Genomic DNA, 24402 nt, shown 5'->3' with positions numbered 1-24402 from the left:
CAGAAGTGTTGCGTCAAAGCGAGAAGGGGACGCCGGGCACGACTTGATGCACCCGACGCCTCTGGAGAGGCAGTGCTGCCTTATTTGATGATCACGGCATCGGCCATGGAAGACTTGATGTCTGCTTCCACACCAGCGACCGCATCCGCAACCGACTTCTGGCCCGTCCAAGCGGCCTCAAGGCCCTTGAACATGATCTGCCAGTAGGCACCGAAATCGGTGTTGTTTGGCATGGCGCTGGCATGGCCGAGCAGGCGGTCGGTGGCCTCAGACGCCCAACGGTCGTTGGCATAGAGCGCAATGCTGGACTGTTCGCGGCCAATGCCCAAATGGGCAGACTTGATCGCATGCAGGGTGTTGATTCGTGGCTCGGACGCGATGGCGACCAGCTGGGCTGCGATTTCTGCCACTTCATCATCGCCGGTGCTGGAGATCAGATAGGTCAGCGGATGGGTGATGGTGTTGGCGTGGCCCTTGTCATTGCCAGTCGGGATCAGGGAGAACTGGATGTTGCCGAAGAAATCATCAAGGCCTTCCTTGCCGGTGTAACGGGCATAGTGCCAGGTGCCACCGTGCCAGGTGCCGGCCTTGCCGTTGGCGACTTCGTTGTACCATTGGCCCCAGTCGCCGCCCAGATGGGTGGCAGAGGTGACGCCCATTTTCACCGCATCGGCAAAAAACTGGAACATGTCGGTCATGGCCTGCTTGTCAAAGATCAGCTTGCCGCTTTCCTTGTCGAGCATTTCACCGCCGAAGCTTTGATAGAATTGCCAGTAATCCGGGCCGTTGGAGACGCGAGGGGAGAAGCCCTTGCCCTTTTCAACGAGGCCCTTGTCCTGAATTTTCTTGGCGTCTTCGAGCATGTCATAGAGGGTATATTCGCCCGCTTCGACTTTGGCTGGCAGGTCCTCGATCTGTTCGTCACTGTAGCCGATGGCTTTCAGATGCGGGATCCAGAAGAAGAATGGACGGGATTCGGCATCCTGCGGAATGCCCCAGACCTGACCATTATAGGAGGTGATTTCGAGCAGATTGTCATAGATCTGATTAAGCGGCCACGCATCAAGATCGACATAATCCTCGATCGGACGGATCAGGCCGGATTGGGACCATGGGGCAATGTCCGCATGAGAGGTGACAATGATGTGTGGAGCGGTTTTGGATTCAGCGGCCAGCGTGACGGCCTGCTTGAAATTGTCCCAACCGTCATTGAACAGCTTTTTCTCGACGGTGATATTGATTTCCTCACCGCGGATCGCAGCTTCGCGGGTCAGAATGTCGGCGGCCATTTCAATGGCGTCAGCGCGGTAAGCGTCATTCTGGTTCGATCCACCAGCCCAAACGCTGATGGTGAAATCCTTGGCGAAAGCTGCGGTGCCGGAGAGGGCAAGAGCTGTGGTAAGGGCAGCAACCTTGAGGGTCTTGGTGATCTGCATCGGGTTATTCCTCCGAGAGTGTGTTGTCACCTGTTTGAAACGATATGTTCAGAAACAATGTGCACGCGTGTGCAAATTTTTGTTGTTATGGTCTTGCACGCGTGTGCAATTATTACCCTACACAGTTTTTATGACAACCCGACTACAGTTCTATGCCAGTTTGAATAATTCGCTTGAATTCAGGCAAAAAGTGTGGGTTCGCGTTGTGGGGGATGGAGGTTGCCGTGCCAGAAGCCAAGCCCTGACCACAAAGAAACCAGAGGAGCACGCTCAATGCTCCTCTGGTTTTGTCTTTTTAAATCAGTGTGTTTGCCAGTTGTGCCTGTTTGCGGTCAGAAAATCAGGGACGGCAATGTGGTGGCAATCCATGGCATCGACCAGATCAGGAGAATGCCAACGATCTGCAGGCCGATGAAGGGCAAGACTCCCCGATAGATATCGATGGTGCGCACGTCATCTGGTGCCACGCCGCGTAAGTAGAACAGCGAAAAGCCGAAGGGTGGGGTCAGGAAGCTGGTCTGCAGGTTGATGGCAATGAGAATGCCCAGCCAAACCGGATCATGTCCCATCAGGATCAGCTGCGGGGTGACCAGAGGCAGGACGATCACGGCAATTTCGACAAAATCGAGGAAGAAGCCGAGGACAAACAGCAGAAGCATGGTGAAGAAGAGGGCTCCGGTCGGACCGCCGGGCATTTGCTTGAGGATCTCGGCCACACGCTCTTCGCCGCCAAGACCAATGAAGACCAGCGAAAAGAAGCTGGCGGCAAGGATCGTGGCAAAGATCATTGCCGTCATGGTGGTGGTCGAGGTGGCGGCCTCGCGCATCATGCCAGAACGCATGGCCCGCCGCAGGCAAATACCCGCAGCAATGATGCCGATGACCAGCAGAATGATATTGGCTGCACCTAGCGCGATATCGGTGACGTCGAGATTGTCCCTTTGCAGACGGACCGGATGAAAGCCCGACAGAATGCCTGCCAGCAGGAAGGCCGCCGCGCCAAGAATGATCAATTTGCGGGAAATGCCATAGCGTTGGCCTGCCATCAGCAAGGCACCAACCGCCCCGACGGATGCGGCTTCGGTTGGGGTGGCTACCCCACCCAGAATGGCCCCGAGCACCGCAAAGATCAGCAGGATCGGCGGGATGATGGCTTCAAACACCGTGTTCCAGCTGGGGCGTTCGCCATTGGTGGAGACGGGAGGCATGTCGTCGGGCCGCAGATTGGCGCGAATGACGATATAGATCAGATAAAGCATGACCAGCAGCAGGCCGGGAACAAGCGCTGCCGCAAAATATTGGCCCACCGACAGGGCTTCGACGGTGAATTTGCCCTGTTCATATTGGGCCTGCTGATAGGCATTTGACATGACGTCGGACAGGATGATCAGCAGGGTCGAAGGTGGGATGATCTGACCCAAGGTGCCCGAGGTGCAGACAATGCCTGCGGCGAGCGGTTTGTTATAGCCGGTGCGCAGCATGGTCGGCAGGGCGATCATGCCCATCGCCACCACGGTCGCGCCGACAATGCCGGTGGAAGCGGCAAGCAAGGCGCCGACCAGCACGACAGAGATGCCAAGGCCCCCGCGCATGGAGCCAAACAGGCTGCCCATGGTTTCGAGCAACCGTTCGGCGACGCTACTTTTCTCAAGGATTGCCCCCATCAGAATAAAGACAGGAATGGCGATCAGCACCTGATTGGAGAGAAGGCCGAAGGCCCGCTGGCCGAGTGCACCAAGCAGCTTGATGTCCATCGCACCAACGGACCAGCCGAGATAGGCGAAGATGACGGCGGTGCCTGCAATGGCAAAGGCAACAGGAAAGCCGGACAGAATGGCCACAACCAGCGTGCCAAACATCAGGAGATCAAGATAGTCAACCATTCTCAATGCTCCCCTTGGTCAGCTCTCTGACATGGCGGACAAGGCAGGCCAGTGATTGCAGCATGATGAGGCAGCAAAAGGCGGGAATGAGGGATTTCATCAGGAAAACCGCCTTGATGCCGCCAACAGCAATGGGGCCTTCAAGAATGGCCCAAGAATTGGCGACCGATGGCCATGACCAATAGATCAGGGCGAGCATAGAGGGCATCAGCAAAAATAGATGGCCGAGTATATTGATCGCGGCGCGGATGCGGGGGGAGAATTTGGCATAAAAAACATCAACCCGCACATGCCCATCAATCAACAGGGTATAGCCCCCGGCCAGCATGAAGAGGGTGGCGTGCATATAAAGCACGCTTTCCTGAGCGGCGATGGAATTGACGCCAAAGACATAGCGTCCGAGAACGATGATGAACTGAACCGCCACAATCAAAACGGCCAGCCAGCGCACAAAGGCCATAACGGCGCGATTGACGGCTTCAAGGCCGATTATGACCTTATCCATGCTGTTCCTTTCCTTCAGTCCGGCGCATGTCTGTGCGCCGGACCAAAGATAGGCATATTATTGATGGTGTAAATGCGTCGAGGACTGTCCGATCAATAGCCCATGATGGACGCACGGGCGTTCATCTGGCCATTGTCGGCAAAGGTCATGTAACCACCGACGCTATCGCGGTAGGCGACGAAGCTTTCGGTGATGCGCTTGACCAGCTCGTCGTCATCCTGACGCAGTTCATCAATCACTTCGCCTGCTGCCTTGCCCATGGCCTTGATGACGCTTTCAGGGAACATTTTGACCTGAACGCCTTCTTTTTCGACCATGTTCTTGAGGGCTGCCGCATGTTTGGTCGTATATTCGGTCCAAACCGGATTGTAGAGGCTCTCGCAAGCAAGGCTGACGGCCTGTTTCAGATCGTCCGGCAGACCGGCATAGACATCTGCATTGACGCCGCATTCTTCAGCCGAAGAAGGCTCACCAACCCCCGGCCAATAATAGTTTTTCGCCACCTGGAAGAAGCCAAGGGCGCTGTCGGTCCATGGGCCGATAAATTCACCCGCATCCAGAGCGCCGGTCTGCAGGGCCTGGAACATGGCCGGACCGGACATGGCTTCTGCGGCCATACCGAGCTTGGAAGCCATCTCGGAAGCCAAACCGGTGGTGCGGAATTTCAGGCCCTTGAGATCATCCGGAGAGTTGATCTCGTTGCGGAACCAGCCACCCCATTGCGGGCCGGAGTTGCCACACAGGAATGGCTTGATTTTGAAGCGGCCATACATTTCGTCATAGAGCGCCTGACCGCCGCCATGATAGAGCCAGCCAAATTGTTCGTCGGCACGCAGGCCAAAAGGCTGGGAACCGAACAACAGGATGCCTTTGGATTTGGAGCCCCAATAGGCAGGCACGGCATGATAAAGCTCGGCGGTGCCTTCGCTGACGGCATCAAACACGCCGCGACCGGGGACCAGTTCCCCAGCAGCAAAGAGTTTGACTTCGATGCGTCCGCCGGACAGGGCGGTGATGCGATCGGCCAGCATTTGGGCGGCTACGCCGGGGCCGGGCAGGTTCTTTGGCCAGGCGGTGACCATTTTCCACTGCATCTTACCCTCGGCGATAGCCGGGGTGGCGAGGGCTCCGGCGGCAAGACCGGCGGCGCCTGCTTTCAAAAAGGTTCTTCTTTCCATTTGATAACTCCTCTGGGAAGGTGGATGTGTGGGTGGGCTTGCTTTGCCCTTATTCTTGTTATGTCTTTTGAAACGCTTTGTTTGTTGGTCAGGTGCCCAGAATGCCCGGCAATTTCAGACCATGTTCGCGGGCACAGTCAAGAGCGATGTCATAGCCTGCGTCCGCATGACGCCAGACACCACTGGCCGGATCATTCCAGAGTACCCGTTCGAGCCGCTTGGCGGCATCGTCGGTGCCGTCGGCAACGATCACCACGCCCGAATGTTGCGAAAACCCCATGCCGACGCCGCCGCCATGATGGAGGCTGACCCAAGTCGCGCCGCTGGCGGTGTTGACCAAGGCATTGAGCAAAGGCCAGTCGGAGACCGCATCCGAGCCATCCTGCATGGCTTCGGTTTCGCGATTGGGGCTGGCGACCGAGCCGCTGTCGAGATGATCGCGGCCAATGACAATTGGGGCTTTCAACTCGCCCGAGGCGACCATTTCGTTGAATTTGAGGCCCGCACGGTGACGATACCCCAAGCCGATCCAGCAAATGCGGGCGGGCAAGCCTTGGAAGGCGATGCGGTCGCTCGCCATATCCAGCCAATTGTGCAGATGCTTATTCTCCGGGAACAGCTCTTTCATCGCCTGATCGGTCTTGCGGATGTCTTCCGGGTCGCCGGAAAGGGCGCACCAACGGAAGGGGCCGATGCCCTTGCAGAAGAGCGGGCGGATATAGGCTGGCACAAAGCCGGGGAAGGCGAAGGCGTCTTCCAAGCCCTCTTCCAGCGCCATCTGGCGGATATTGTTGCCATAATCGACGGTGGGGACGCCATCCTTGTGGAAGGCCACCATGGCTTCGACATGAACCTTCATTGAGGCGCGGGCGGCTTTTTCGACTTCCTTGGGGGCGGTTTGGGCCTTTTCCTTCCATTCGGCGACGCTCCAACCCTGTGGCAGATAGCCATTGATCGGGTCATGGGCCGAAGTCTGATCGGTGACGATGTCGGGGCGGACGCCTCGGCGATGGATTTGTGGGAAAATATCGGCGGCATTGCCCAGCAGTCCAACAGATTTGGCCTCGCCCGCCTTGGTCCAGCGCTCGATCATCTCCAACGCTTCATCAAGGCTGTCGGTTTTCTCGTCGAGATATTTGGTGCGCAAGCGGAAGTCGATGCTGTCCGGGTTGCATTCTACCGCCAGACAGCAAGCACCTGCAAAGACCGCGGCCAGTGGCTGAGCGCCGCCCATGCCGCCAAGGCCGCCGGTGAGGATCCATTTGCCGGTCAGATCGCCGTCATAATGCTGACGACCGGCTTCGGCAAAGGTTTCGTAAGTGCCCTGAACGATGCCCTGCGTGCCGATATAGATCCACGAGCCAGCGGTCATCTGGCCATACATCATCAGGCCCTTTTTATCGAGCTCGTTGAAATGATCCCAGTTGGCCCAGTTGGGCACCAGATTGGAATTGGCGATCAGCACGCGCGGGGCATCCTTGTGGGTGCGAACCACGGCGACGGGTTTGCCGGACTGGACCAGAAGGGTTTCGTCTTCTTCAAGATCCTTGAGGCTGGCGACGATGCGATCAAAATCCTGCCATGTGCGGGCTGCGCGTCCAATGCCGCCATAGACGACCAGTTCGTGCGGATTTTCGGCGACATCTGGATGCAGATTGTTCATCAGCATCCGCATCGGCGCTTCGGTTAGCCAGCTTTTGGCAGTGATTTCTGTGCCGGTCGGCGGGAAGATGTCACGGGAATTTTTGCGTGGATCGGTCATCATGGCCTCCATTCGATGAGCGTGCTCACAATCGTGCGCAGATGGTTGCGCAGGCGCTCAGCTTTGGTGGGATCATAATCCCACGGGGCGGCTTCGATCGCGAGGTAATTAGATTGGGCGAGTTCCATCTGGATGGCATGGACACCATCCTCTGGTTGGCCGTAATAGCGTGTGGTCCAGCCGCCCTTGAAGCGGCCATTGAGAATGCTGGAATAGCCTTCGGCGGCACCGCAAATGTCGACCACGGCCTTCTCGATGCTCGGGGCGCAGGTCGTGCCAAGATTTGTGCCAATGTTGAAATCGGGCAGAATGCCTTCAAACAGGAAGGGAATGTCTGAGCGGATCGAGTGGCAATCATATAAAATGGCAAAGCCATGGATTGCCTTGACGCGGTAGATCTCGGCCTGCAATGCCGCGTGATAGGGGGCGTGGTAGGCGAGACGCCGGGCTTCGATATCTTCAGGGGTGGGCTCATTGTTCCAGATTGCAACACCGTCGAAATCGGTGGTCGGCACAAGGGTGGTGGTGTTCTGGCCGGGATAGAGGCTCTCGCCGCTTGGGTCGCGGTTGGCGTCGATCACATAGCGATGGATCTTGGTGCGCACACTGGTGACGTCTGGGGCGAGATCTTCATAGAGCGTGTGAATGTGCCAGTCGGTGTCGCTCAGTTTCAGGCCGTTATCGTTCAACTTGAGGGCAATGTCCGCAGGCACTTCGGTGCCCGTGTGGGGGAAGCCCAGCACCAGAGGCGATGATCCCTGCTTGATGTCGAGAAGGCTCATGGTTGAATCTCCAGATTGACGGTCTTGACCAGCGTTTCATCGGCTGCGAGCTGTGCTGCTTTCTCGATGTCGGGGGCCAGAAAACGATCCTCGTCAAGGGTTGGGACTTGCTGACGCAAGGTGGCGATGGCCTGTTGCAAGCGTGGCGCGGTTTTAAGGGGGGCACGGGCCTCGATGCCCTGCGCGGCGCAAAGAACTTCAACGCCAAGGATCACCGACAGATTGGCGGCCATCCGGTCGAGGCGGCGGGCGCCGTGGGCCGCCATGCTGACATGGTCTTCCTGATTGGCCGAGGTTGGGGTGCTGTCGGTCGAGCAGGGATTGGCCAGATGCTTGTTCTCGCTCATCAGGGCGGCGGTGGTGACTTCGGCAATCATGAAGCCCGAATTGAGGCCCGGTTTCGGGGTGAGGAAAGGCGGCAAATCAAAGCTGAGGGTCGGGTCAACCATCAGGGCGACGCGCCGCTGCGCTATGGCTCCGATTTCCGAGAGGGCCAGTGCGATCTGGTCGGCGGCAAAGGCCACCGGCTCGGCATGGAAATTGCCGCCCGACAGGATGCCATCTTCGGTGACGAGCGGATTGTCAGTGACCGCGTTGGCCTCGATTTCCAGCGTCCGACCAGCAAAGCGCAACAGATCGAGAGCAGCGCCGGCGACCTGTGGCTGGCAGCGGATGCAATAGGGATCCTGCACCCGCGTATCACCTTCGCGGTGGCTTTCACGGATTTCGCTGCCATCGAGCAGGGCACGCATTTCGCGGGCGACGTCGATTTGGCCCGGTTGGCCGCGCAGGGCATGAATAGAAGGCTGCAAGGGTTGGGTGGAACCCATGATGGCATCAGTGGAGAGCGCGGAACTCAGGACCGAATTGCGCAGCATGGCAAAGGCCTTGAACAGGCCTGTCAGGGCCAGCGCTGTGGAGAATTGCGTGCCATTGATCAGGGCGAGGCCTTCTTTGGGGCCCAGCACGACAGGTTTCAGGCCGCATTGGTCCAAAGCCTTGGGCGATGGCATGCGCTTGCCCTCGTGGAAGACCTCGCTTTCGCCAATCAGGGTGGCGGCAAAATGGGCCAGAGGGGCGAGATCGCCCGACGCCCCGACAGAGCCCTGCACCGGAATGACCGGGGCAATGCCTTTTTCCAGCATCGCTTCGATGAGGGCGCATACCTCCCAGCGCACACCGGATGCGCCGCGGCCAAGAGACAGAAGTTTTAGGGCCATCATCAGGCGGGTCGAGGCGGTATCCAGCGCTTCGCCAACGCCGCAGCAATGGCTCAGAATCAGATTGCGCTGGAGGGTTTCTGTATCCTTGGGCGCAATGCGGATGGAAGCCAGTTTGCCAAAGCCGGTATTGACGCCATAGATCGGGACCGACCCTTGGGCGGCTTCACGGATGATGGCTGCGGCAGCCTCGACGGCTTTCCTTGCGTCGGCATCAAGGGCGCAGCTTGCGCCGCGCCAAATGGCTTCCAGCACCGCCAGATCTGTGCTGCCGGGAATTAGGGTGATGCTCATGCGAGCCCTCCGAAAATGCGTTTGTGCAGCGGATTGGAGCCAATGCGATAGGACAATTCTGCCGGGTCGGTGACGTCCCAGATGGCGAGGTCAGCCCGCATGCCCGGGGCAATGATACCCGCATCGCTGTAGCCCAGAGCGCGGGCTGCCTGTTTGGTGGTGCCCGCAAGGCTTTCTGCCGGGGTGAGGCGGAAGAGGGTGCAGGCCATATTCATCGCCAGCAGCAGCGAGCCAAGGGGCGAGGAGCCGGGATTCCAGTCGGTGGCAACCGCCATTGGCACACCTTCAGCGCGGAAGGCATCGACCGGTGGAGCCTGTGTTTCGCGCAAGGTGTAGAAGGCTCCGGGCAGCAGGACCGCCACCGTGCCGGATTTGGCCAAGGCCTTGGCGTCGTCTGCATTGGCATATTCCACGTGATCGACGGACAGGGCATTATAACGGGCGGCAAGGGGCGTGCCGCCAATGTTGCTTAACTGTTCGGCATGCAGTTTGACTGGCAGACCAAGGCTTTGGGCGCGCTCAAAGACCCGCTCGATCTGAGCTGGCGAGAAGGCTATGCCCTCGCAAAAGCCGTCTACCGCATCCACGAGACCCGCGCTGTGGCAGTCATCAAGAACAGGCAGGCACACTTCGTCAAGATAGGCGTCCGGCTCCATGCCTTTGGGCGTTGCATGGGCGCCAAGGAAGGTGGTGCGCACCCGGATTGGGCGCATGGCTTCCAGCGTGCGAGCCACACGCAGCATTTTGCGTTCGGTCTCAAGATCGAGGCCGTAGCCGGACTTGATCTCGATGGCGGTGACCCCTTCAGCGATTAGCTGATCGGCGCGGATCAGGGCATCGGCCAACAGGGAAGCCTCGCAGGCTTCACGCGTGGCGCTGACGGTCGAGACAATGCCGCCACCTGCACGGGCCACTTCTTCGTAGCTTGCGCCGTTCAGACGCATTTCAAACTCGCGGGCGCGGCTGCCGCCATAGACAAGATGGGTGTGACAATCAATCAGGCCTGGCGTTACCAACCGGCCTTCAAAATCCGTGCTTTCCAGAGACGAAAATTCGGCTGGCAGAGTGTCGGAAGACCCGACCCAGACAATCGAGGAGCCATCCAGAACAATCGAGCCATTTTCAATCAGTCCATAGCCGGAATGATCCCTCATCGTCGCGATTGTGAGATTAGATAAAGTGCTTTTTGGCATCGACAGGGCCCTTGTTAATGTGCCTATTAATATTTAATATGTAGCAACATAATAATGTCAACTGCAATTTTGCTTCATTGTCTCGAGGGGAAATTCCATGATGAAAATCCGTGCAAAATCGGCGCTTCTGACCACTGGTTGGGCAAAGAATGTCGATATTTGTCTCACCAAGGCGGGAAAGATCGAACGCATTTCTCCACAAGCGGGACCGATGGAGCCGGCGGATCATCATGCTGACCTGATCTTGCCTGCGCCGGTCAATCTGCATAGCCATGCCTTCCAGCGGGCCATGTCCGGACTGACGGAGGCCAAGGGCCCGGATCCGAAGGACAGTTTCTGGACCTGGCGGCGCTTGATGTACAAGTTTCTTGACCAGTTGACACCGGACCATATGGAAGCGATCGCGGCGCTCGCCTTTATGGAAATGGCCGAGGCGGGCTTTGGCTCGGTGGCGGAGTTTCATTACTTCCATCATGCTCAAGGGGGCGTCGCCTATGATCGCCTGAGCGAGATGGCGGATCGGATCGCTGCGGCAGCGCAAGCGACGGGGCTGGGTCTCACCCTGCTACCGGTCTTTTATCAATATGGCGGCTGTGACCAGCGTCCTCTGGCGGGTGGGCAAAGACGATTTGGCAACGATTTTGATCAGTTTGCCAAGCTGTATCAGGAGGCCGAAGCCACGGTTCTTTCGGGCCCTGATGACTGGACTATTGGCGTTGCGCCGCACAGTTTGCGGGCGGTCGATCCGGAGGGCTTGAAACGGGCGGTGCAATTGGCCGGTGACAAGCCGTTGCATATGCATCTGGCCGAACAGGTGCCTGAGGTCGAGGAGCTGGTTGCTCATCGCAAGGCACGTCCGGTGGAGTGGCTGCTCGCCAACCATGACGTGAAGCCCAATTGGTGTTTGATCCATTGCACTCAGATGACCAGCGATGAGACGGTCGGGCTTGCGAATACCGGTGCGGTGGCGGGCTTGTGCCCGATCACCGAAGGCAGTTTGGGGGATGGCATCTTCAATGGCGTCGCCTTTGCCCAAGCTGGTGGCCAGATCGGTGTCGGTTCGGACAGTGATATACAGATCAGCCTGTGGGAAGAGCTCAAACAGTTGGAATATTCCCAACGTTTGCGAGATCGAAGCCGCGCAGCCTACGCCACGATGGAGAAATCAACCGGTCGGTTCCTGTTCGATGCCGTCGTAGCTGGTGGGGCTCAGGCAGCCCAGAGGGCAGCAGGTGGTCTTGAGGCGGGAGCTGAGGCAGACCTGATTGCGCTGGACACCGACAATGAGTGTATTTGTGGCCGTGAAGGGGATGTGATACTGGATAGCCTGATTTTCTCAGGGCGCGGGCAGGGCTGCATCACGGATGTGTGGAGTGCGGGCCGTCCTATCGTCAAACAAGGCCGCCATATTGCCCGCGATGCCATCGTGGATCGCTACAAGGCGGTGATGAAGCAACTGGATCATTGACTTTGACTTCCGACCAAAAACACAGCTGGTCCGATATTCGGGAGCTTATCCATTCGCGCATTCTCGATGCCACTTATAGGCCGGGGGACAAGTTGCCGCGCGATGAGGATCTGGCGTTAGAGTTGGGCTGTGCCCGGACGACTGTTCATCGGGCCATGCGGTCCCTGGCGGAGAGCGGGATTGTCGAGCGCCGCCGCAAGGGGGGCACCATCGTCTGTACCGATCCGGTGACCCGCACCCGGCTCGATATTCCGGTTACCCGGCTGGAAGTGGAAATGAGTGGTGCTGTCTATGCCTATCACATGGTCGATTGTCGGCATCTGTTGGCGCCCGGATCAGTTACTGCAGTGATGGGACTGGTGGAGCGGGAAGTGATGCTGAATATCAAGGCACTGCATCTGTCAGATGGCAAGCCCTTCATCTATGAGGATCGCTGGATCAGCCTTGAAACCGTGCCGGAGATCCTCAAGGTCGATCTCAAGCGCCAGAATGCCAATGAATGGCTGGTGCGCAACCGGCCGTATAATCGCTGTTCGGTGCAGCTTTATGCCGAGGCTGCCTTGGGCGAGATTGCAGAACAAATGCTTGTTGCGCCCGGATCAGCCTTGCTTCATATCGAGAGGACGACGTGGCTGAATGATGCCCCGATCACCCATGTGCGAGCGACTACCGCGCCGGGCTATCGGCTTTCGACCAACAGCTAGGCGCCGGATTGTCTGGTTTTTGCACAATAGGCAATCGTTGCATTTCCCTTTTGGTACCAGATCATTACAGTCGGACCGCATCGATGATCGGCCACTTTGTGGGGAACAGCTTAGGGAAGCGATAGTATGACTGAAGAGTGCCAGGAGCGGTTGGAGCGGGCCAGAAAGCTGGCTTCCCATGGGCGACAGCAAAAGGACGGTGTACTGATCCTGCGCACCATCGCCATGCCGGCGGATACCAACCCGGCGGGTGATGTCTTTGGTGGCTGGCTGATGTCGCAAATGGATCTGGCTGCCGGCAATATGGCTGCGCGTGTGGCGCAGGGGCGCTGTGCGACTGTTTCGGTCGAAGGTATGCAATTTATCCGCCCGGTCAAGGTGGGGGACGAGGTGACCCTCTATGCGACGGTGTCCAAAGTTGGCACCAGCTCGATCACCATCCATCTCGATGTCTGGGCGCGGCCGCGTTATGCCAACAAGTCCGATATTGTCACCGAAGCGGAATTTGTCTTTGTTGCGCTTGGAGAAGAGGGTCGTCCCCGCCCGATTTTCTACGAGTGATCAGACGCCTGACTTCTCGGCAATGAAAAACCCGCCATCAGTGCTAGCAAGGCACGTTGCCTCGATGCATTGGTGACGGGTTATTTGTTTGGCCTGAAGGTGACCTATCTTCAGTTGTGCCCCGTCTTAGAGGAACTTGTCATAGTCTGAGACCAGCAGATGGGTCGGGGCGACATCTTCTTCGACGTTGGAGAAGCGTCCAATCTTCATTTCGAACCAGTTGTCGGTGCGGTCGTCATTGACGGTGGAAACTTCACCAATCAGCACATCGCCGCCTTCACCCCAAAAGGCATGCCAGACACCCGGCATCAGGGTGACGCTCTCGCCCGGATCGAGTTTCAGCAGACCGCCCGCTGGCAAGGTGACCAGACGACCATCGACCGGCACGGTGACATCTTTTTCGCGGTTGATCGTGCCGTCCTCATTGGGGGCGAACAGCTCCAGTACCAGCTTGCCACCACCACGGTTGATGATGTCTTCCGCCTTGATATAGTGGCGATGCATGGGGGAAAGCTGGTCCTTGCGGCTGATCATGATCTTTTCGGCATAGAGCATGCCGGTGCCTTTATTCAGGTCATCGGCAATGCCGTTGCGTACGGTGAACAGAAAAAGACCCAGTTCGTCAAACTTTTCCAATCCATAATCAGTGATATCCCAGCCCATGCCGCGCTCCACATAGATGGAATGGTCGGCCGCCTTCATCTCTTCGGGCGAGAGATAGGCAAAAGGTGGCATCACATATCCGAAAGAGCGAATGAAGGCGTCGCCTTCCTTCAGGATCTCGTTGATATAGGAACGTTTCATGGTCTTGTCCTGTTCATATCTGCACTGTGTAATAATAGGGTTGCCGTTGCGAAACAGCCGGGGTATGTGAAGAAGATACCTTGCCAAAAGTCCCTTAAATCGTTTCAAACTGATAGCTAAGGATAGGTCCTATCTGTTTGGAAACCGGTGTATAGTGCCGCAGGGACTCGGGCAAATGCGTCAGGATGACGTGTTAAAGGCTGGTGGCCGCAACTTGGCTCCTTGATGACACGATATCGGAAACGGATACGAATGACAAAAGGGAATATCAGGCCAACACAGAAAACGATTGCAGAAATGACGGGGTTGGCCGTCACGACAGTTTCACGGGCTTTGCAGGGCGATCCGAAAATCGCCGAGGCAACCCGCAGGGAAGTGGCGCGTGTTGCTTCCGAGATCGGTTATGTTCCCGACAGGGCGGCGCAGCGTTTGCGGACTGGCAAAACGCGGGTCATCACCTTGGTGCTCAATCCGTGGGATGAAATGCTCGATTTCGGCAGTTCGATGATCACCGGTCTGTCGCAGTCGCTGCGCGGCACGGATTATCACCTGACGATCACGCCCACCTTCACCGAAGATGACGATATGGAACCGATACGGCGGCTGGTGCAGAACAATCTGGCCGATGCCATCGTACTAACCCGAACACGCAATTTCGATGAACGGATCCGATATTTGCTGGAGAAGGATTTTCCCTTTATCAGCCACGGGCGGACCGATTTTTCGCAGGCTCATAATTTTGTTGATTTCGACAATGAGGCCTTTGCTTATCGGGCGGCGACCCGATTGGCCAACAAGGGCTGCAAGAAGATCGCAATCATTCTGCCACGCGATCAATTTACCCTGCATCAGCATCTGCGTTATGGCTTCATGAAGGCGGTCAGCGAGCGCGGGATGGATTATGTCATCCCTGAAAATCTGTCGCTGGAATCCTCCGTGACTGATATGCGTGGCTGGGTCGATAGCTATTTCGGCCCCAATGGCCCCAATGACATCGACGGGTTCGTCTGCTTGGGGGAAGGCTCCTATCTGGCGGTTCATTCTGGCTTGCGTGAGCTTGGGCGGCAGCGTGGGGTCGACTATCACGCCGTGGTCAAGACCAACTCGGTTATCCTTGAACAGATCCATCCGGGTCTTGAGCGGTTCTCCGAAGATATTCGTGAAGCGGGCGAGCTGATGGGACGGGCGATGCTGGCACAGTTGCGTGGCGAGACGTCAGGTGTTCAGCAGATCATCCAGACACCGCAAGCGGTTTTCACTGAAACGGACGGCAGCTGAGGCGCTGGGATTTGTTTTTTCGGTGGATGCGGCTCCGGCCGCTGGTGCGGTTCTGCGCCATATCAATGTGTGGACATGAATAAAAGCCTGTGGTCCGGGAAAGGGTTCCGGCAAAGGGCTGGAAAAGAAAAACGGAGAAAGACAGTGAGCGATCAAGCCAGAATTCTGTGTTGCGGGGAAGCGTTGATTGACATGATCCCGGCTGAAATCGAGCCCGGTGTGCATGCTTTTCAACCTTGCTCTGGTGGCGCTGTCTTTAACACAGCCGTTGCCTTGGGGCGCCTTGGGGTTGGTACGGAATTTCTGACTGGCCTATCATCGGACATGTTCGGCCAGCAATTGCAGGATTTTCTCGCCGAAAGCGGGGTCACCACAAGTCTGTGCAAACGATCCGATCGCCCCACGACGCTGGCCTTTGTGAAGTTGGAAAATGGCCATGCCAGTTACTTTTTCTATGACGAGAATTCCGCGGGTCGGATGATTGCACTTGAAGATGTCGGAGAGGTTCCAGACACGATCGAGGCTGTTTTCTTTGGAGGTATCAGCCTCGCGGTCGAGCCTTGCGCTCGCACCTATGAGGCCTTGTGTGCCCGTGAAGCTGCTGGCCATCTGGTGATGATCGACCCCAATGTACGCCCCGGCTTCATTGCGGATGCGGTTGTTTACCGGACCCGGATCAATAGCATGTTTGCCCATGCGGATATCGTCAAGCTGTCGGACGAGGACCTCAACTGGATGATGCCGGATGCGGCAAGCCTTGATGAACAGGTCAAGGCGGTGCTGGCGACCGGTCCTGCGATCCTGCTGGTGACCAAGGGGGCCGAAGGGGCGACCGCTTATCTGGCTGATGGTCGGGAAGTCTCGGTTGCTTCCGAGCGCGTCGAGGTGGTCGATACGGTCGGGGCTGGCGATACGTTCAATGCAGGCATCCTTGCCAAACTGGCTGAGCTGAATCTTTTGTCAAAAGATGCGGTTCGGACGATCTCCGACGATCAGATGCGCGAAGCGCTCGGTTTTGCCTCGAAAGTGGCAGCGATCAATGTGTCGCGCAAAGGGGCAAATCCGCCTTGGCGCAAGGAGCTCTGAAGCGTGTCAGAGCTGCATCGCAAGACGCGCCTGTGCCATTGGGATGGGTCTGAGCGATGCAGGTTTGATTGTCAAAAATGCGGATCAATGGTAGCATCCGCTCTGGTTATCGTTCTACATTAATCGTGTAAGCGGCTGGTTTCACGATGGTTGCCAGCAGCCATTGCTGCGTGACTGGACACAGAGCGGCACGCCCTTTGGTGCGCCGGAAGGGGGATGGATGGATGTGAAGCCGGTGTTGGATGCGGTGGCCAGCTGCTATGAAGCGGTCATCGACGAGAGCTTGTGGCCAGAAGCCGTTGACCGGATTCGTGATGCCTGTTTTGCCCACACCGCTGTCATCAACTATTTCAATCATGAAACCGGCGTCCATCACGATCCCTACGACTTGCCCGATCTGGCCTTTACGGTTTTCAGCAGCAATCTGCAAAAGGAGGTCGTCGCGGACTATGCCGTCAATACGGCCCAGTCTGAAGGCGCATTATACTCCGAAATTCAGACCCTGATGCGCAATGCGGAAAATGGGGATCTGTTTCTCGATACGGATTTGCTGCCAATGGGGCTGCGGCAGGTGGCTCCTGATGATATGCGACAACTTGAGCCTTTTGCCACCTCGATCCAATCCATCGATATTTTTCGCCGGATCGGCGTGGTCCTCAATCGGGGCGAGCCTTGGCGGGACATTCTGACCGTCCAGTTTTCCAAGGAGCATGACGAGATTCCGGATGGGGCTGGGCAGCAACTTGCAATGATGGCACCCTATATTGCGCGGGCGCTCAATTCTGGTCGGATGCTGACGGCATTGCGGCGGCGCTATGCCATGGTGCTTGAAGTGTTGGACCGTTTGGCGATCGGCACGGCAATTGTGACTGACGCGCGCGAGATCGTGCTGAAAAACACCGCCTTTGATCGACTGCTTTCGGAAGGAGATGCCTTGCGGGCAGGGGGAGACGGCAGGTTGCGGGCTGTGGATCCGGATGCAGAAGGAGCCTTCGCCCATCAGATATTGCGGGCGGCCGATTGCAGCCTGAAAAAGAGCCTGCATAGCGGTGTGACCACCTCTTTGTCGCGCGGACTGGAAAAAGACCCGCTCAGCCTTGATATCTCGCCTGTGCGTTTCAGCGCCTTTGATGGTCCTGTCAGTCGCGGATATGCGATCATTTTCGCCATCGCACCGGAATGGCAACTGGCGACCAATGGCTTGTCGCTGGCAGGCAGTTTCGGGCTGTCTAAAGCCGAGGCCGAGAGCCTTACCCATTATCTCAAGGGATATACATATGACCATATCGCCGATATGCGCGGGGTGTCGCGCGAGACGGTGAAAAGTCAGATCAGATCGGTGCTGAGCAAGACCAATGCCCGCAATCGCACCGAACTGGCGCGGCTGGTGGTCGCCGCTCATGTGCCATTGCTTGATACCTGATCGTGCCGACCGTGAAGGGGCTGACCTGCGGCTTCCTGCCTGCGGAATGGTGCATTTATAGCGGTTGCGCCGAAAATAGCGCTGTGCCAGTTTTTGGAGACGCGCGACAATTTGGGTGTGACCGTTATGAGAGAAGTCGTTCTGCCTGAGGAAATCAGGCAATGTCCCGTCTGCAGCAAGCATGGCTTTCAGGCCCGGAAGGCCGGGCTGGGCGGCTCTTGGGGCGGAGGAGGCATCCGATTTCTCTATGTCTGTTCGCAGTGTGATCATCGTGAGGTCATTGAATGTGCATCATCCCGGCGCTCAACCGCTCTATCGGGTTTTACGCTTGGCCTCCTTGGGGTGGCAATGGGCTTCCTGCTGGAGGCTCCGGGCAACAGCATCATCGCTTTGCTTTTGATCGGGCTTGGGGGATATGCCTTTTGGGCCGGACAGTTCGCGCTGGCCCGTCATGCTCCCGTCGTTGGAGCAGTGAAAAAGCCCCGCCTGTCTGTCCCGGTCGAGGAAAGCCTTTATGTCTCGGCAGAAGAGGAAGCAAAAGGGGCCGTGCGCAACCGTCAGACCGCTTATCTGATCTACGGGATTGCCGGGTTGACGCTGTTTTACTGCCTTTATGAATTATTTTGGTTGGCGTGATCCTGCAAATGAACAAGACCCGCATGGAAATCCAGTCTTTCCCCTATCACTTGCAAGGGCCATCTGTCTGTCTGATCGGGCTTTTGATCGCCCTGTTTGGCGGGTTGATGCTGTTCATGGCATGGACCGAGCCGGATCGTTTCATTGGCATGCCTGTCGGATATCCGGTCGGCGCATGCCTGTATGGGGCACTGGCTTTGGTGGCCTTTACTGCGATTTTCATAATGGCCCGTGCGTGGGCGACGCAGCGGCATGGGGAACGTCAGATCCGGTTTGAAGAAGACCGGGTTCTGTTGCCCAAGAATCCTTTTTCCAACCAGATAATTTCCATTCCGTATCGTACGATCCGATCTGTCAATCAACAATCTGCCAGCCGAGCCGCGATGCGCTTCATTGTCATCAAACATGCTGCAGGCCATACGCAAATTGCCGACTTTGGATTTGAGACGAAAGCGGCGTTTGAAATGGTCTTTGAGGCGTTGCGCAAAAGGGTAGGATAGTGGTGCCGCCAGAGATTGGTTCTTTTAAGCAAGCGATTGTAATTTAATGAACTTACATTTTGTTTTTGGTGCCGGAAGTGAGGGTGGGTTGAAGCGATCGACCATTGGCTCCATCTGAGCCGTGGGTGCTTCGGCTGCCGCATTGTCTTTTTCCAGCATTGCCCCTGATCGCGCCTCACTTTCATCACGACCTGCTTGCGCGTGATATCTTCAACCAGTTTTGTCAGTTCTGTCAGTTCTGTCGGTGCGGCCATTTGGCGGGCTTGCGAAACAGGTTGTTCTTTCAGCTCGGTTTATTGCGTTTCGAGTATGCGTCTTCGGGAAGAGTTTTCCCTATCCGCACCAAATCATGTTTTCTTTGGCGCGAAGGACCAGAGCAAACCCAACTCCCGATGGCCCGTGTCTGTCCCAGACCGGCTCCTCCTTTTTGACCCTTCCAAACCATGCCGATACCTGCGCATAATGAAATGAAGTGGAAAACCATAAGCCGGACCGTTCCGTAGAGGTCCTCGGATGGTTTCGATCGGGGGTCGGCGATCTCCTTCGCATTCTCAGCAAGTTCGAGTAAGTTTTATTGTATTGAAATTACTCGTTATCTCAAGCCGCTTCAATGCGTTGACATGATGGTTCTGCGACCTGCACCGGAGCAACCGAGACTGCTTGGGTTATCGTCATAACGCAACCTGTACGTGTTAAAAAGAATTGACACTTTCTTTGGTTTGTATTAGTTACAACTTGGTGAATGTAGCTGGTGGAATTTTTTATGATCATTCTCCGTATTCTTTTTTTGTCATCGATATTTTTGTTGTCTTTCCCAGTCTTAAGGCCGGCCATGTCTAGCGGTATCATGTCTTTGCAAATGATGGAGAAAAGATCCACCGACGCTATATTAGAATTCTACAATAGCAATGTTGTGGATTCTAAAATTCAATGCAATGCCGTCCGGATTTCACATAAGGGATCAGCGGCCTTCTTAATTGAATGCTCATCGGGCATGTCCAAAGAAACAAATTCTGTTTGGCTATCCAAATCTGTTGACGGAGCGTTGGTGTCCATCACACCGGTTTTCTCTGAATCGGAAACAGAAATATTGAACAGCTTGGAAGAAAAAAAGCTTTTGGATGGTCTGGTTGTTTTAAAGCCATGCTTTCTCAGTGACGCCGAGAAACGTGAATTGTTGAGTCAAACAAAGTTGGGTTTCAGAGAATAGCGAGGTTTTAGGATGTGCACTCTATGTGGCATTGGGCTGCCGGACTTTCACGGTCAAACTTTTACTCCACTGTCTGGCTCTGAGTCTGGCGACGGTCTCACTGCGTCTACAGCTTCCGTGAGTGATCCTGGCGAAGTCTGGAAAGGCGTTCTTCATGATACGAAATGGGCCGTAAGCAGCCTACAATTCAGTTTCCCAACAAGCGCCTCATTTTATGCATCCACTTATGGCAGCGAACAGCCTGACCTCGGCTTCGAAGCCCTCAACAGCGTTCAAAAGGACGCCGTAAGAAGTCTCTACAACGAGATTGAATCCTTTACGGATTTGACTTTCACGGAAGTGACAGAATCGAGCACCACCCATGCGGAGCTCAGGTTCGCCATGACCTTGAATAATACCCCAACAGCTGCTGGTTACTTTCCTTACGGGTCGGATGAAGCCGGAGATTCATGGTACCGAAATGACGGGAACTACGACGATCCGCGTCTGGGATCGTATGCGTATAATGAAGGGTTCATGCATGAAATCGGGCATACCCTTGGCCTGACGCATGGCCACGATTCCGGCAATCCTTTTGGGGCGCTTCCCTCAAATGTCGATTCAAACGAATTTTCAGTGATGACCTATCGCGATCATGTCGGCGATAGCTTTACAGACCCCAGCGAGAATGAGATTGGCGGCAACGCTCAATCCTACATGATGTATGACATCGCTGCTCTTCAATATATGTATGGCGCTGATTATTCTGCCTCAGGCAATGTTTGGAGTGGAGACACGGTTTACACCTTTGACCCAAGCTCAGGACAAATGTCGATCAATGGTGCCGGACAGGGGACGCCGGTCGAAAATCGGATATTTAGAACCATCTGGGATGGAAACGGTGTCGATACCTACGATTTGAGCAACTACACGACGGACCTCAGTATCAATCTGAATCCCGGTGAATGGTCTATATTCTCACAGGCGCAATTGGCAGATTTGAACGGAGGGAGCCGATCCGATTATCTGGCAAGAGGCAATGTTGCCAATGCGCTTCTCTTTGAAGGAGATTTGCGTTCACTGATTGAAAACGCCAATGGTGGTCGTGGCAACGACACAATCATCGGCAATCAGGGCAGCAATGAGCTGCGTGGTAACGGCGGCAATGACAATTTGCAGGGTGGAGACGGAAGAGACAAGGCCATTTATTCCGGCGCCTACTCCGAATATTCCATTACCGAGAATATAGATGGCAGTTTCACCATCGCTCATACTGGTGGTGATCGCAGCGATGGCACAGATACCGTCCGCGATATTGAATATGCGGTGTTCAGTGATCGCGAAGTCGCGTTGGCGCCTCTGACAGGTCCTCTGGATGTTGTCTTCCTGCAGGATCTTACTGCTTCGTTCATTGATGATCTTCCCTCTATGAGGGCGGCGGTGGACGATATCGCTGCGGTAATTCAAAATGCCTATGCAAATTCACGTTTCGCAGTCACCTCATTCAGAGATACTGGTGATAGCTATGTTTATCGTGTGGAGGCGGATTTCACACAATCGACTTCAAGTCTTGTCTCAACTTATAATTCAATGAATGCAACAGGCGGTGGAGACACACCTGAAGCGCAGCTTACAGCGCTTCTTCAGGCCTCCACGGATTCAAGCCTGTCCTATCAATCCGGCTCAACTCGGATTTTCATATTGGCAACCGATGCTGGCTATCACAATTACGAAAGCACTGCATCCATCGCGGCACTTATGGCCTCCAATGACATCATTCCCATTTTTGCTGTGGCCTCAGGTGAGGTTTCCACATATCAAAATCTGGCCAACGAGCTGGGCACTGGTGTTGTGGTCACAATTGAGAGTGATAGCGCTGATTTTGCCGATTCCATTCGTTACGCATTGGCTTCCATCGACGCTGAGGTGACGGAAGCTGGCACCTCTTCTAGTGACACCCTTGCTGGCGGTGATACTGCCGATGGCATCTATGGCTTGGGTGGTGACGATACAATTTCCGGAAATGGGGGAGACGATCTTCTGGATGGTGGCAGCGGCAATGATAGCCTGCTCGGTGGGGATGACAATGACCAACTGTTGGGCGGATCAGGCAATGACAACCTGTTGGGGGGAGAAGGCAACGACCGGCTAGTGGGTGGTGATGGCGACGATGTGCTTCTCGGTGATGGTGACAGTTCGTCTTCATTATTTCCCTCATCTCAGTCCCTTAACAGCTTGTTCACTTTGGGCTTTGATGAAGATATTCAGAATTCAACAACCCAGACACATGCAACGGTACAGGGGACCGGAAGTGGCACTGTAAACTATTACAGTTTCACAGTGGCAGCTGCCGGGTTGTCGGTTGTTTTGGACATTGATTATGCCGACCAAAATATTGGCGCTTCGGATTTTGATAGCTGGATCGTTCTGTATGATAGTTCCGGTAACCAGCTAAGCTATAGTGACGACGACTATGGCGGCGATCCGGGAAGTGTTGACTCACATGATTCATACCTGTCCAATACGCTTGGAAGCGCGGGCACCTATTATGTGGCTGTTGGATCTTATTCGGGCCTTTCGCCCATTCCGGTGGGCGGAACATATGAGCTTCATGTGTCTGTGAATGGTGCGATTGGGGAACCACCTACTGTTGGGGCCGGAAATGATGTGCTCAATGGCGGGGAAGGGGCGGACAGCATGGCAGGCGGCGCTGGCAATGATGTCTATTATGTCGACAATGTCGGAGACACTATTGAAGAAAATGCGGACAATGGAAACGATCTGGTGTTCAGCTACATCTCGTTGGCGCTGCGCGATCACTCCCAAAATTTGGAGCATCTGAGCCTGCTTGGGCCCGGTAACATCAATGGAACAGGCAATGGTCTGGGCAACACGATTACGGGCAACTCGGGCAACAATGTCTTGAATGGAGCCTATGGCAACGACGTTCTGCGCGGAGGTGCTGGCAACGACATCTTCAAGGACGATGTTGGCGCAGACCGCATGATCGGTGGGTCCGGGAATGATGTCTATTATGTCGACAATGTTGGTGACAGAGTTGAGGAGAGTGCTGGAAGCGGAACCGATCAGGTTTTCAGCTACATCTCCTTCGCGTTGCGCGATCACTCCCAATATTTGGAGCATCTGAGCCTTCTGGGGTCTGGCAACACCAATGGGACGGGTAACGCGCAGCACAACACGATCACAGGCAATTCGGGCAACAATATTTTGAATGGGGCCGGTGGAAACGACATTCTGCGCGGTGGTGCGGGCAACGACATCTTCAAAGACAATATTGGTGCCGACCGTATGATTGGTGGGACCGGTAATGATGTCTATTATGTTGACAATGGCGGTGACAGGGTCGAGGAGAGTGCGGGCAGCGGAACGGATCAGGTCTTTAGCTATATTTCCTTCGCGCTACGCGATCATTCCCAATATCTGGAGCATTTGAGCCTTCTGGGATCCGGCGATATCAATGGCACAGGCAATGGTCTGGGCAACACCATCACTGGCAATGCTGGCAACAATGTTTTGAACGGAGCCTATGGAAACGACCTTTTGCGCGGGGGGGCTGGCAACGACATCTTCAAGGATGACAATGGTGCGGACCGCATGATTGGCGGGACCGGCAATGATGTCTATTATGTCGACAATGTCGGTGACAGAGTTGAGGAAAGTGCGGGCAGCGGAACCGATCAGGTGTTCAGCTACGTCTCCTTTACGTTGCGCAATCACTCCCAATATCTGGAGCATCTGAGCCTTCTGGGGTCTGGCAACATCAATGGCACGGGCAACGGGCTGAACAATATCATCACAGGCAATTCGGGCAACAATGTCCTGAATGGAGCCTATGGACAAGATATTCTACGCGGTGGTGCTGGCAACGACATCTTCTTCGACGACAGTGGCAATGATATTTTCACTGGTGGAACTGGAGCAGATACGTTTATCTTCCAAAGATCCGGCGAATTTGACATCATTACCGATTTTGAAGATGGCATCGACACGATCAGAATCGCAACGGGCAGCAACACTTTCAGCCAAGTAAAAATTTCGGATGATGGTGCTGACACAATCGTGCAGTTTGATGGTTCAACGGTCGTGCTCAATAATTTCAATCACGCCCTACTGGGAGCAGATGACTTCAGTTTCGTTTGAGTCTGCTGAACATCACCGAGATCAATGGGGCGTGCGTGGGCTTCATGATTGTTGGCCTCGAAATGCACATCGAGCCATGATGCTGCTCTGGTAGACAATGCCAAGCTTGATGGTCGTATGACGCATTGGCTTGTAGAGGTTTAGACTTGGTCTGACAGTTGCCGTTTGGAAGGCGGCAATTTGTCAGATCAGTTTTGACCTACGAACCTCTCATTCCAGTTTTTTCCGTCAATCAGAGCTTCCACCGACGTTCTGCCACAACCTATTCCGCATCTGGTGGGTGGGAATGATCATCTGCAGCCAACTCCATTTCTTGAAAAATTCAAACCCAGAACTGGA

19 protein-coding genes are annotated in these 24402 nt (G+C 55.5%); 10 read left to right on the top strand and 9 right to left on the bottom strand.

Features of this window, described 5'->3' with window-relative positions:
• Positions 1 to 80: 80 nt before the first annotated feature.
• The 8 genes from DSD30_RS08265 to hutI form a co-directional block, all read right to left on the bottom strand.
• Positions 81 to 1436, bottom strand: coding sequence for an ABC transporter substrate-binding protein (locus tag DSD30_RS08265; protein ID WP_114009157.1), 1356 nt, complete (start codon positions 1434 to 1436; stop codon positions 81 to 83).
• Between the two features lie 332 nt (positions 1437 to 1768).
• Positions 1769 to 3319 (bottom strand): TRAP transporter large permease, encoded by a 1551-nt coding sequence (locus DSD30_RS08260; RefSeq protein ID WP_114009156.1) that lies wholly within the window; start codon positions 3317 to 3319, stop codon positions 1769 to 1771.
• Positions 3312 to 3824: a TRAP transporter small permease subunit gene (locus DSD30_RS08255; RefSeq protein WP_114009155.1), complete on the bottom strand. Its 513-nt coding sequence runs from the start codon at positions 3822 to 3824 to the stop codon at positions 3312 to 3314. The genes DSD30_RS08260 and DSD30_RS08255 overlap by 8 nt, the downstream gene beginning before the upstream one ends.
• A 92-nt stretch (positions 3825 to 3916) precedes the next feature.
• Positions 3917 to 5002: a TRAP transporter substrate-binding protein gene (locus DSD30_RS08250; RefSeq protein WP_114009154.1), complete on the bottom strand. Its 1086-nt coding sequence runs from the start codon at positions 5000 to 5002 to the stop codon at positions 3917 to 3919.
• Positions 5003 to 5090: 88 nt separating this feature from the next.
• Positions 5091 to 6764, bottom strand: coding sequence for a urocanate hydratase (gene hutU / locus DSD30_RS08245; protein WP_114009680.1), 1674 nt, complete (start codon positions 6762 to 6764; stop codon positions 5091 to 5093).
• On the bottom strand, positions 6764 to 7546 hold the full coding sequence (gene hutG / locus DSD30_RS08240) for an N-formylglutamate deformylase (RefSeq protein ID WP_114009153.1): 783 nt from the start codon (positions 7544 to 7546) through the stop codon (positions 6764 to 6766). The genes hutU and hutG overlap by 1 nt, the downstream gene beginning before the upstream one ends.
• Positions 7543 to 9060 carry a histidine ammonia-lyase gene (gene hutH / locus DSD30_RS08235; protein WP_114009152.1) on the bottom strand — a complete coding sequence of 506 codons (1518 nt, stop codon included), beginning with the start codon at positions 9058 to 9060 and terminating at the stop codon, positions 7543 to 7545. Before hutH ends, hutG begins: the two co-directional genes overlap by 4 nt.
• Positions 9057 to 10214, bottom strand: coding sequence for an imidazolonepropionase (gene hutI / locus DSD30_RS08230; protein ID WP_245418406.1), 1158 nt, complete (start codon positions 10212 to 10214; stop codon positions 9057 to 9059). The genes hutH and hutI overlap by 4 nt, the downstream gene beginning before the upstream one ends.
• Positions 10215 to 10350: 136 nt before the next feature.
• Between hutI and DSD30_RS08225 the strand changes: the two genes are divergently transcribed.
• The 3 genes from DSD30_RS08225 to DSD30_RS08215 all read left to right on the top strand — a co-directional run bounded on the left by DSD30_RS08225 (position 10351) and on the right by DSD30_RS08215 (position 12986).
• On the top strand, positions 10351 to 11721 hold the full coding sequence (locus DSD30_RS08225; RefSeq protein ID WP_114009150.1) for a formimidoylglutamate deiminase: 1371 nt from the start codon (positions 10351 to 10353) through the stop codon (positions 11719 to 11721).
• Positions 11722 to 11723: 2 nt separating this feature from the next.
• The gene (locus DSD30_RS08220) at positions 11724 to 12425 is read left to right on the top strand and encodes a GntR family transcriptional regulator (protein WP_114009679.1); all 702 of its coding nucleotides are present in this window, start codon (positions 11724 to 11726) and stop codon (positions 12423 to 12425) included.
• Between the two features lie 225 nt (positions 12426 to 12650).
• Positions 12651 to 12986, top strand: coding sequence for an acyl-CoA thioesterase (locus DSD30_RS08215; protein ID WP_245418438.1), 336 nt, complete (start codon positions 12651 to 12653; stop codon positions 12984 to 12986).
• Positions 12987 to 13112: 126 nt separating this feature from the next.
• Here DSD30_RS08215 and DSD30_RS08210 read toward each other — a convergent pair whose 3' ends face one another.
• Positions 13113 to 13790: a D-lyxose/D-mannose family sugar isomerase gene (locus DSD30_RS08210; RefSeq protein WP_114009148.1), complete on the bottom strand. Its 678-nt coding sequence runs from the start codon at positions 13788 to 13790 to the stop codon at positions 13113 to 13115.
• 252 nt (positions 13791 to 14042) lie between these two features.
• Here DSD30_RS08210 and DSD30_RS08205 point away from each other — a divergent pair, with 252 nt between their 5' ends.
• The 7 genes from DSD30_RS08205 to DSD30_RS08175 all read left to right on the top strand — a co-directional run bounded on the left by DSD30_RS08205 (position 14043) and on the right by DSD30_RS08175 (position 24063).
• Positions 14043 to 15068, top strand: a complete 1026-nt coding sequence (locus tag DSD30_RS08205; protein WP_171021935.1) for a LacI family DNA-binding transcriptional regulator — start codon at positions 14043 to 14045, stop codon at positions 15066 to 15068.
• Positions 15069 to 15212: 144 nt separating this feature from the next.
• Complete coding sequence (locus DSD30_RS08200; protein WP_280955306.1) at positions 15213 to 16154, top strand: carbohydrate kinase family protein; 942 nt, start codon at positions 15213 to 15215, stop codon at positions 16152 to 16154.
• 220 nt (positions 16155 to 16374) lie between these two features.
• The gene (locus DSD30_RS08195; RefSeq protein ID WP_114009145.1) at positions 16375 to 17577 is read left to right on the top strand and encodes a helix-turn-helix transcriptional regulator; all 1203 of its coding nucleotides are present in this window, start codon (positions 16375 to 16377) and stop codon (positions 17575 to 17577) included.
• Positions 17578 to 17703: 126 nt separating this feature from the next.
• The gene (locus DSD30_RS08190; RefSeq protein WP_114009144.1) at positions 17704 to 18213 is read left to right on the top strand and encodes a hypothetical protein; all 510 of its coding nucleotides are present in this window, start codon (positions 17704 to 17706) and stop codon (positions 18211 to 18213) included.
• Between the two features lie 8 nt (positions 18214 to 18221).
• A complete protein-coding gene (locus DSD30_RS08185) occupies positions 18222 to 18713 on the top strand; it encodes a hypothetical protein (protein ID WP_157967611.1) in 492 nt (163 codons plus the stop codon).
• A gap of 763 nt (positions 18714 to 19476) precedes the next feature.
• Positions 19477 to 19923, top strand: coding sequence for a hypothetical protein (locus tag DSD30_RS08180; RefSeq protein WP_114009142.1), 447 nt, complete (start codon positions 19477 to 19479; stop codon positions 19921 to 19923).
• Between the two features lie 117 nt (positions 19924 to 20040).
• On the top strand, positions 20041 to 24063 hold the full coding sequence (locus tag DSD30_RS08175; RefSeq protein ID WP_198662876.1) for a M10 family metallopeptidase C-terminal domain-containing protein: 4023 nt from the start codon (positions 20041 to 20043) through the stop codon (positions 24061 to 24063).
• Positions 24064 to 24402 lie beyond the last annotated feature (339 nt).

The organism is Cohaesibacter intestini (assembly GCF_003324485.1).
GTDB lineage: Bacteria > Pseudomonadota > Alphaproteobacteria > Rhizobiales > Cohaesibacteraceae > Cohaesibacter > Cohaesibacter intestini.
The sequence above is the reverse complement of the archived record's forward strand: the minus strand, read 5'-3'. Positions and strand labels throughout refer to the sequence as shown.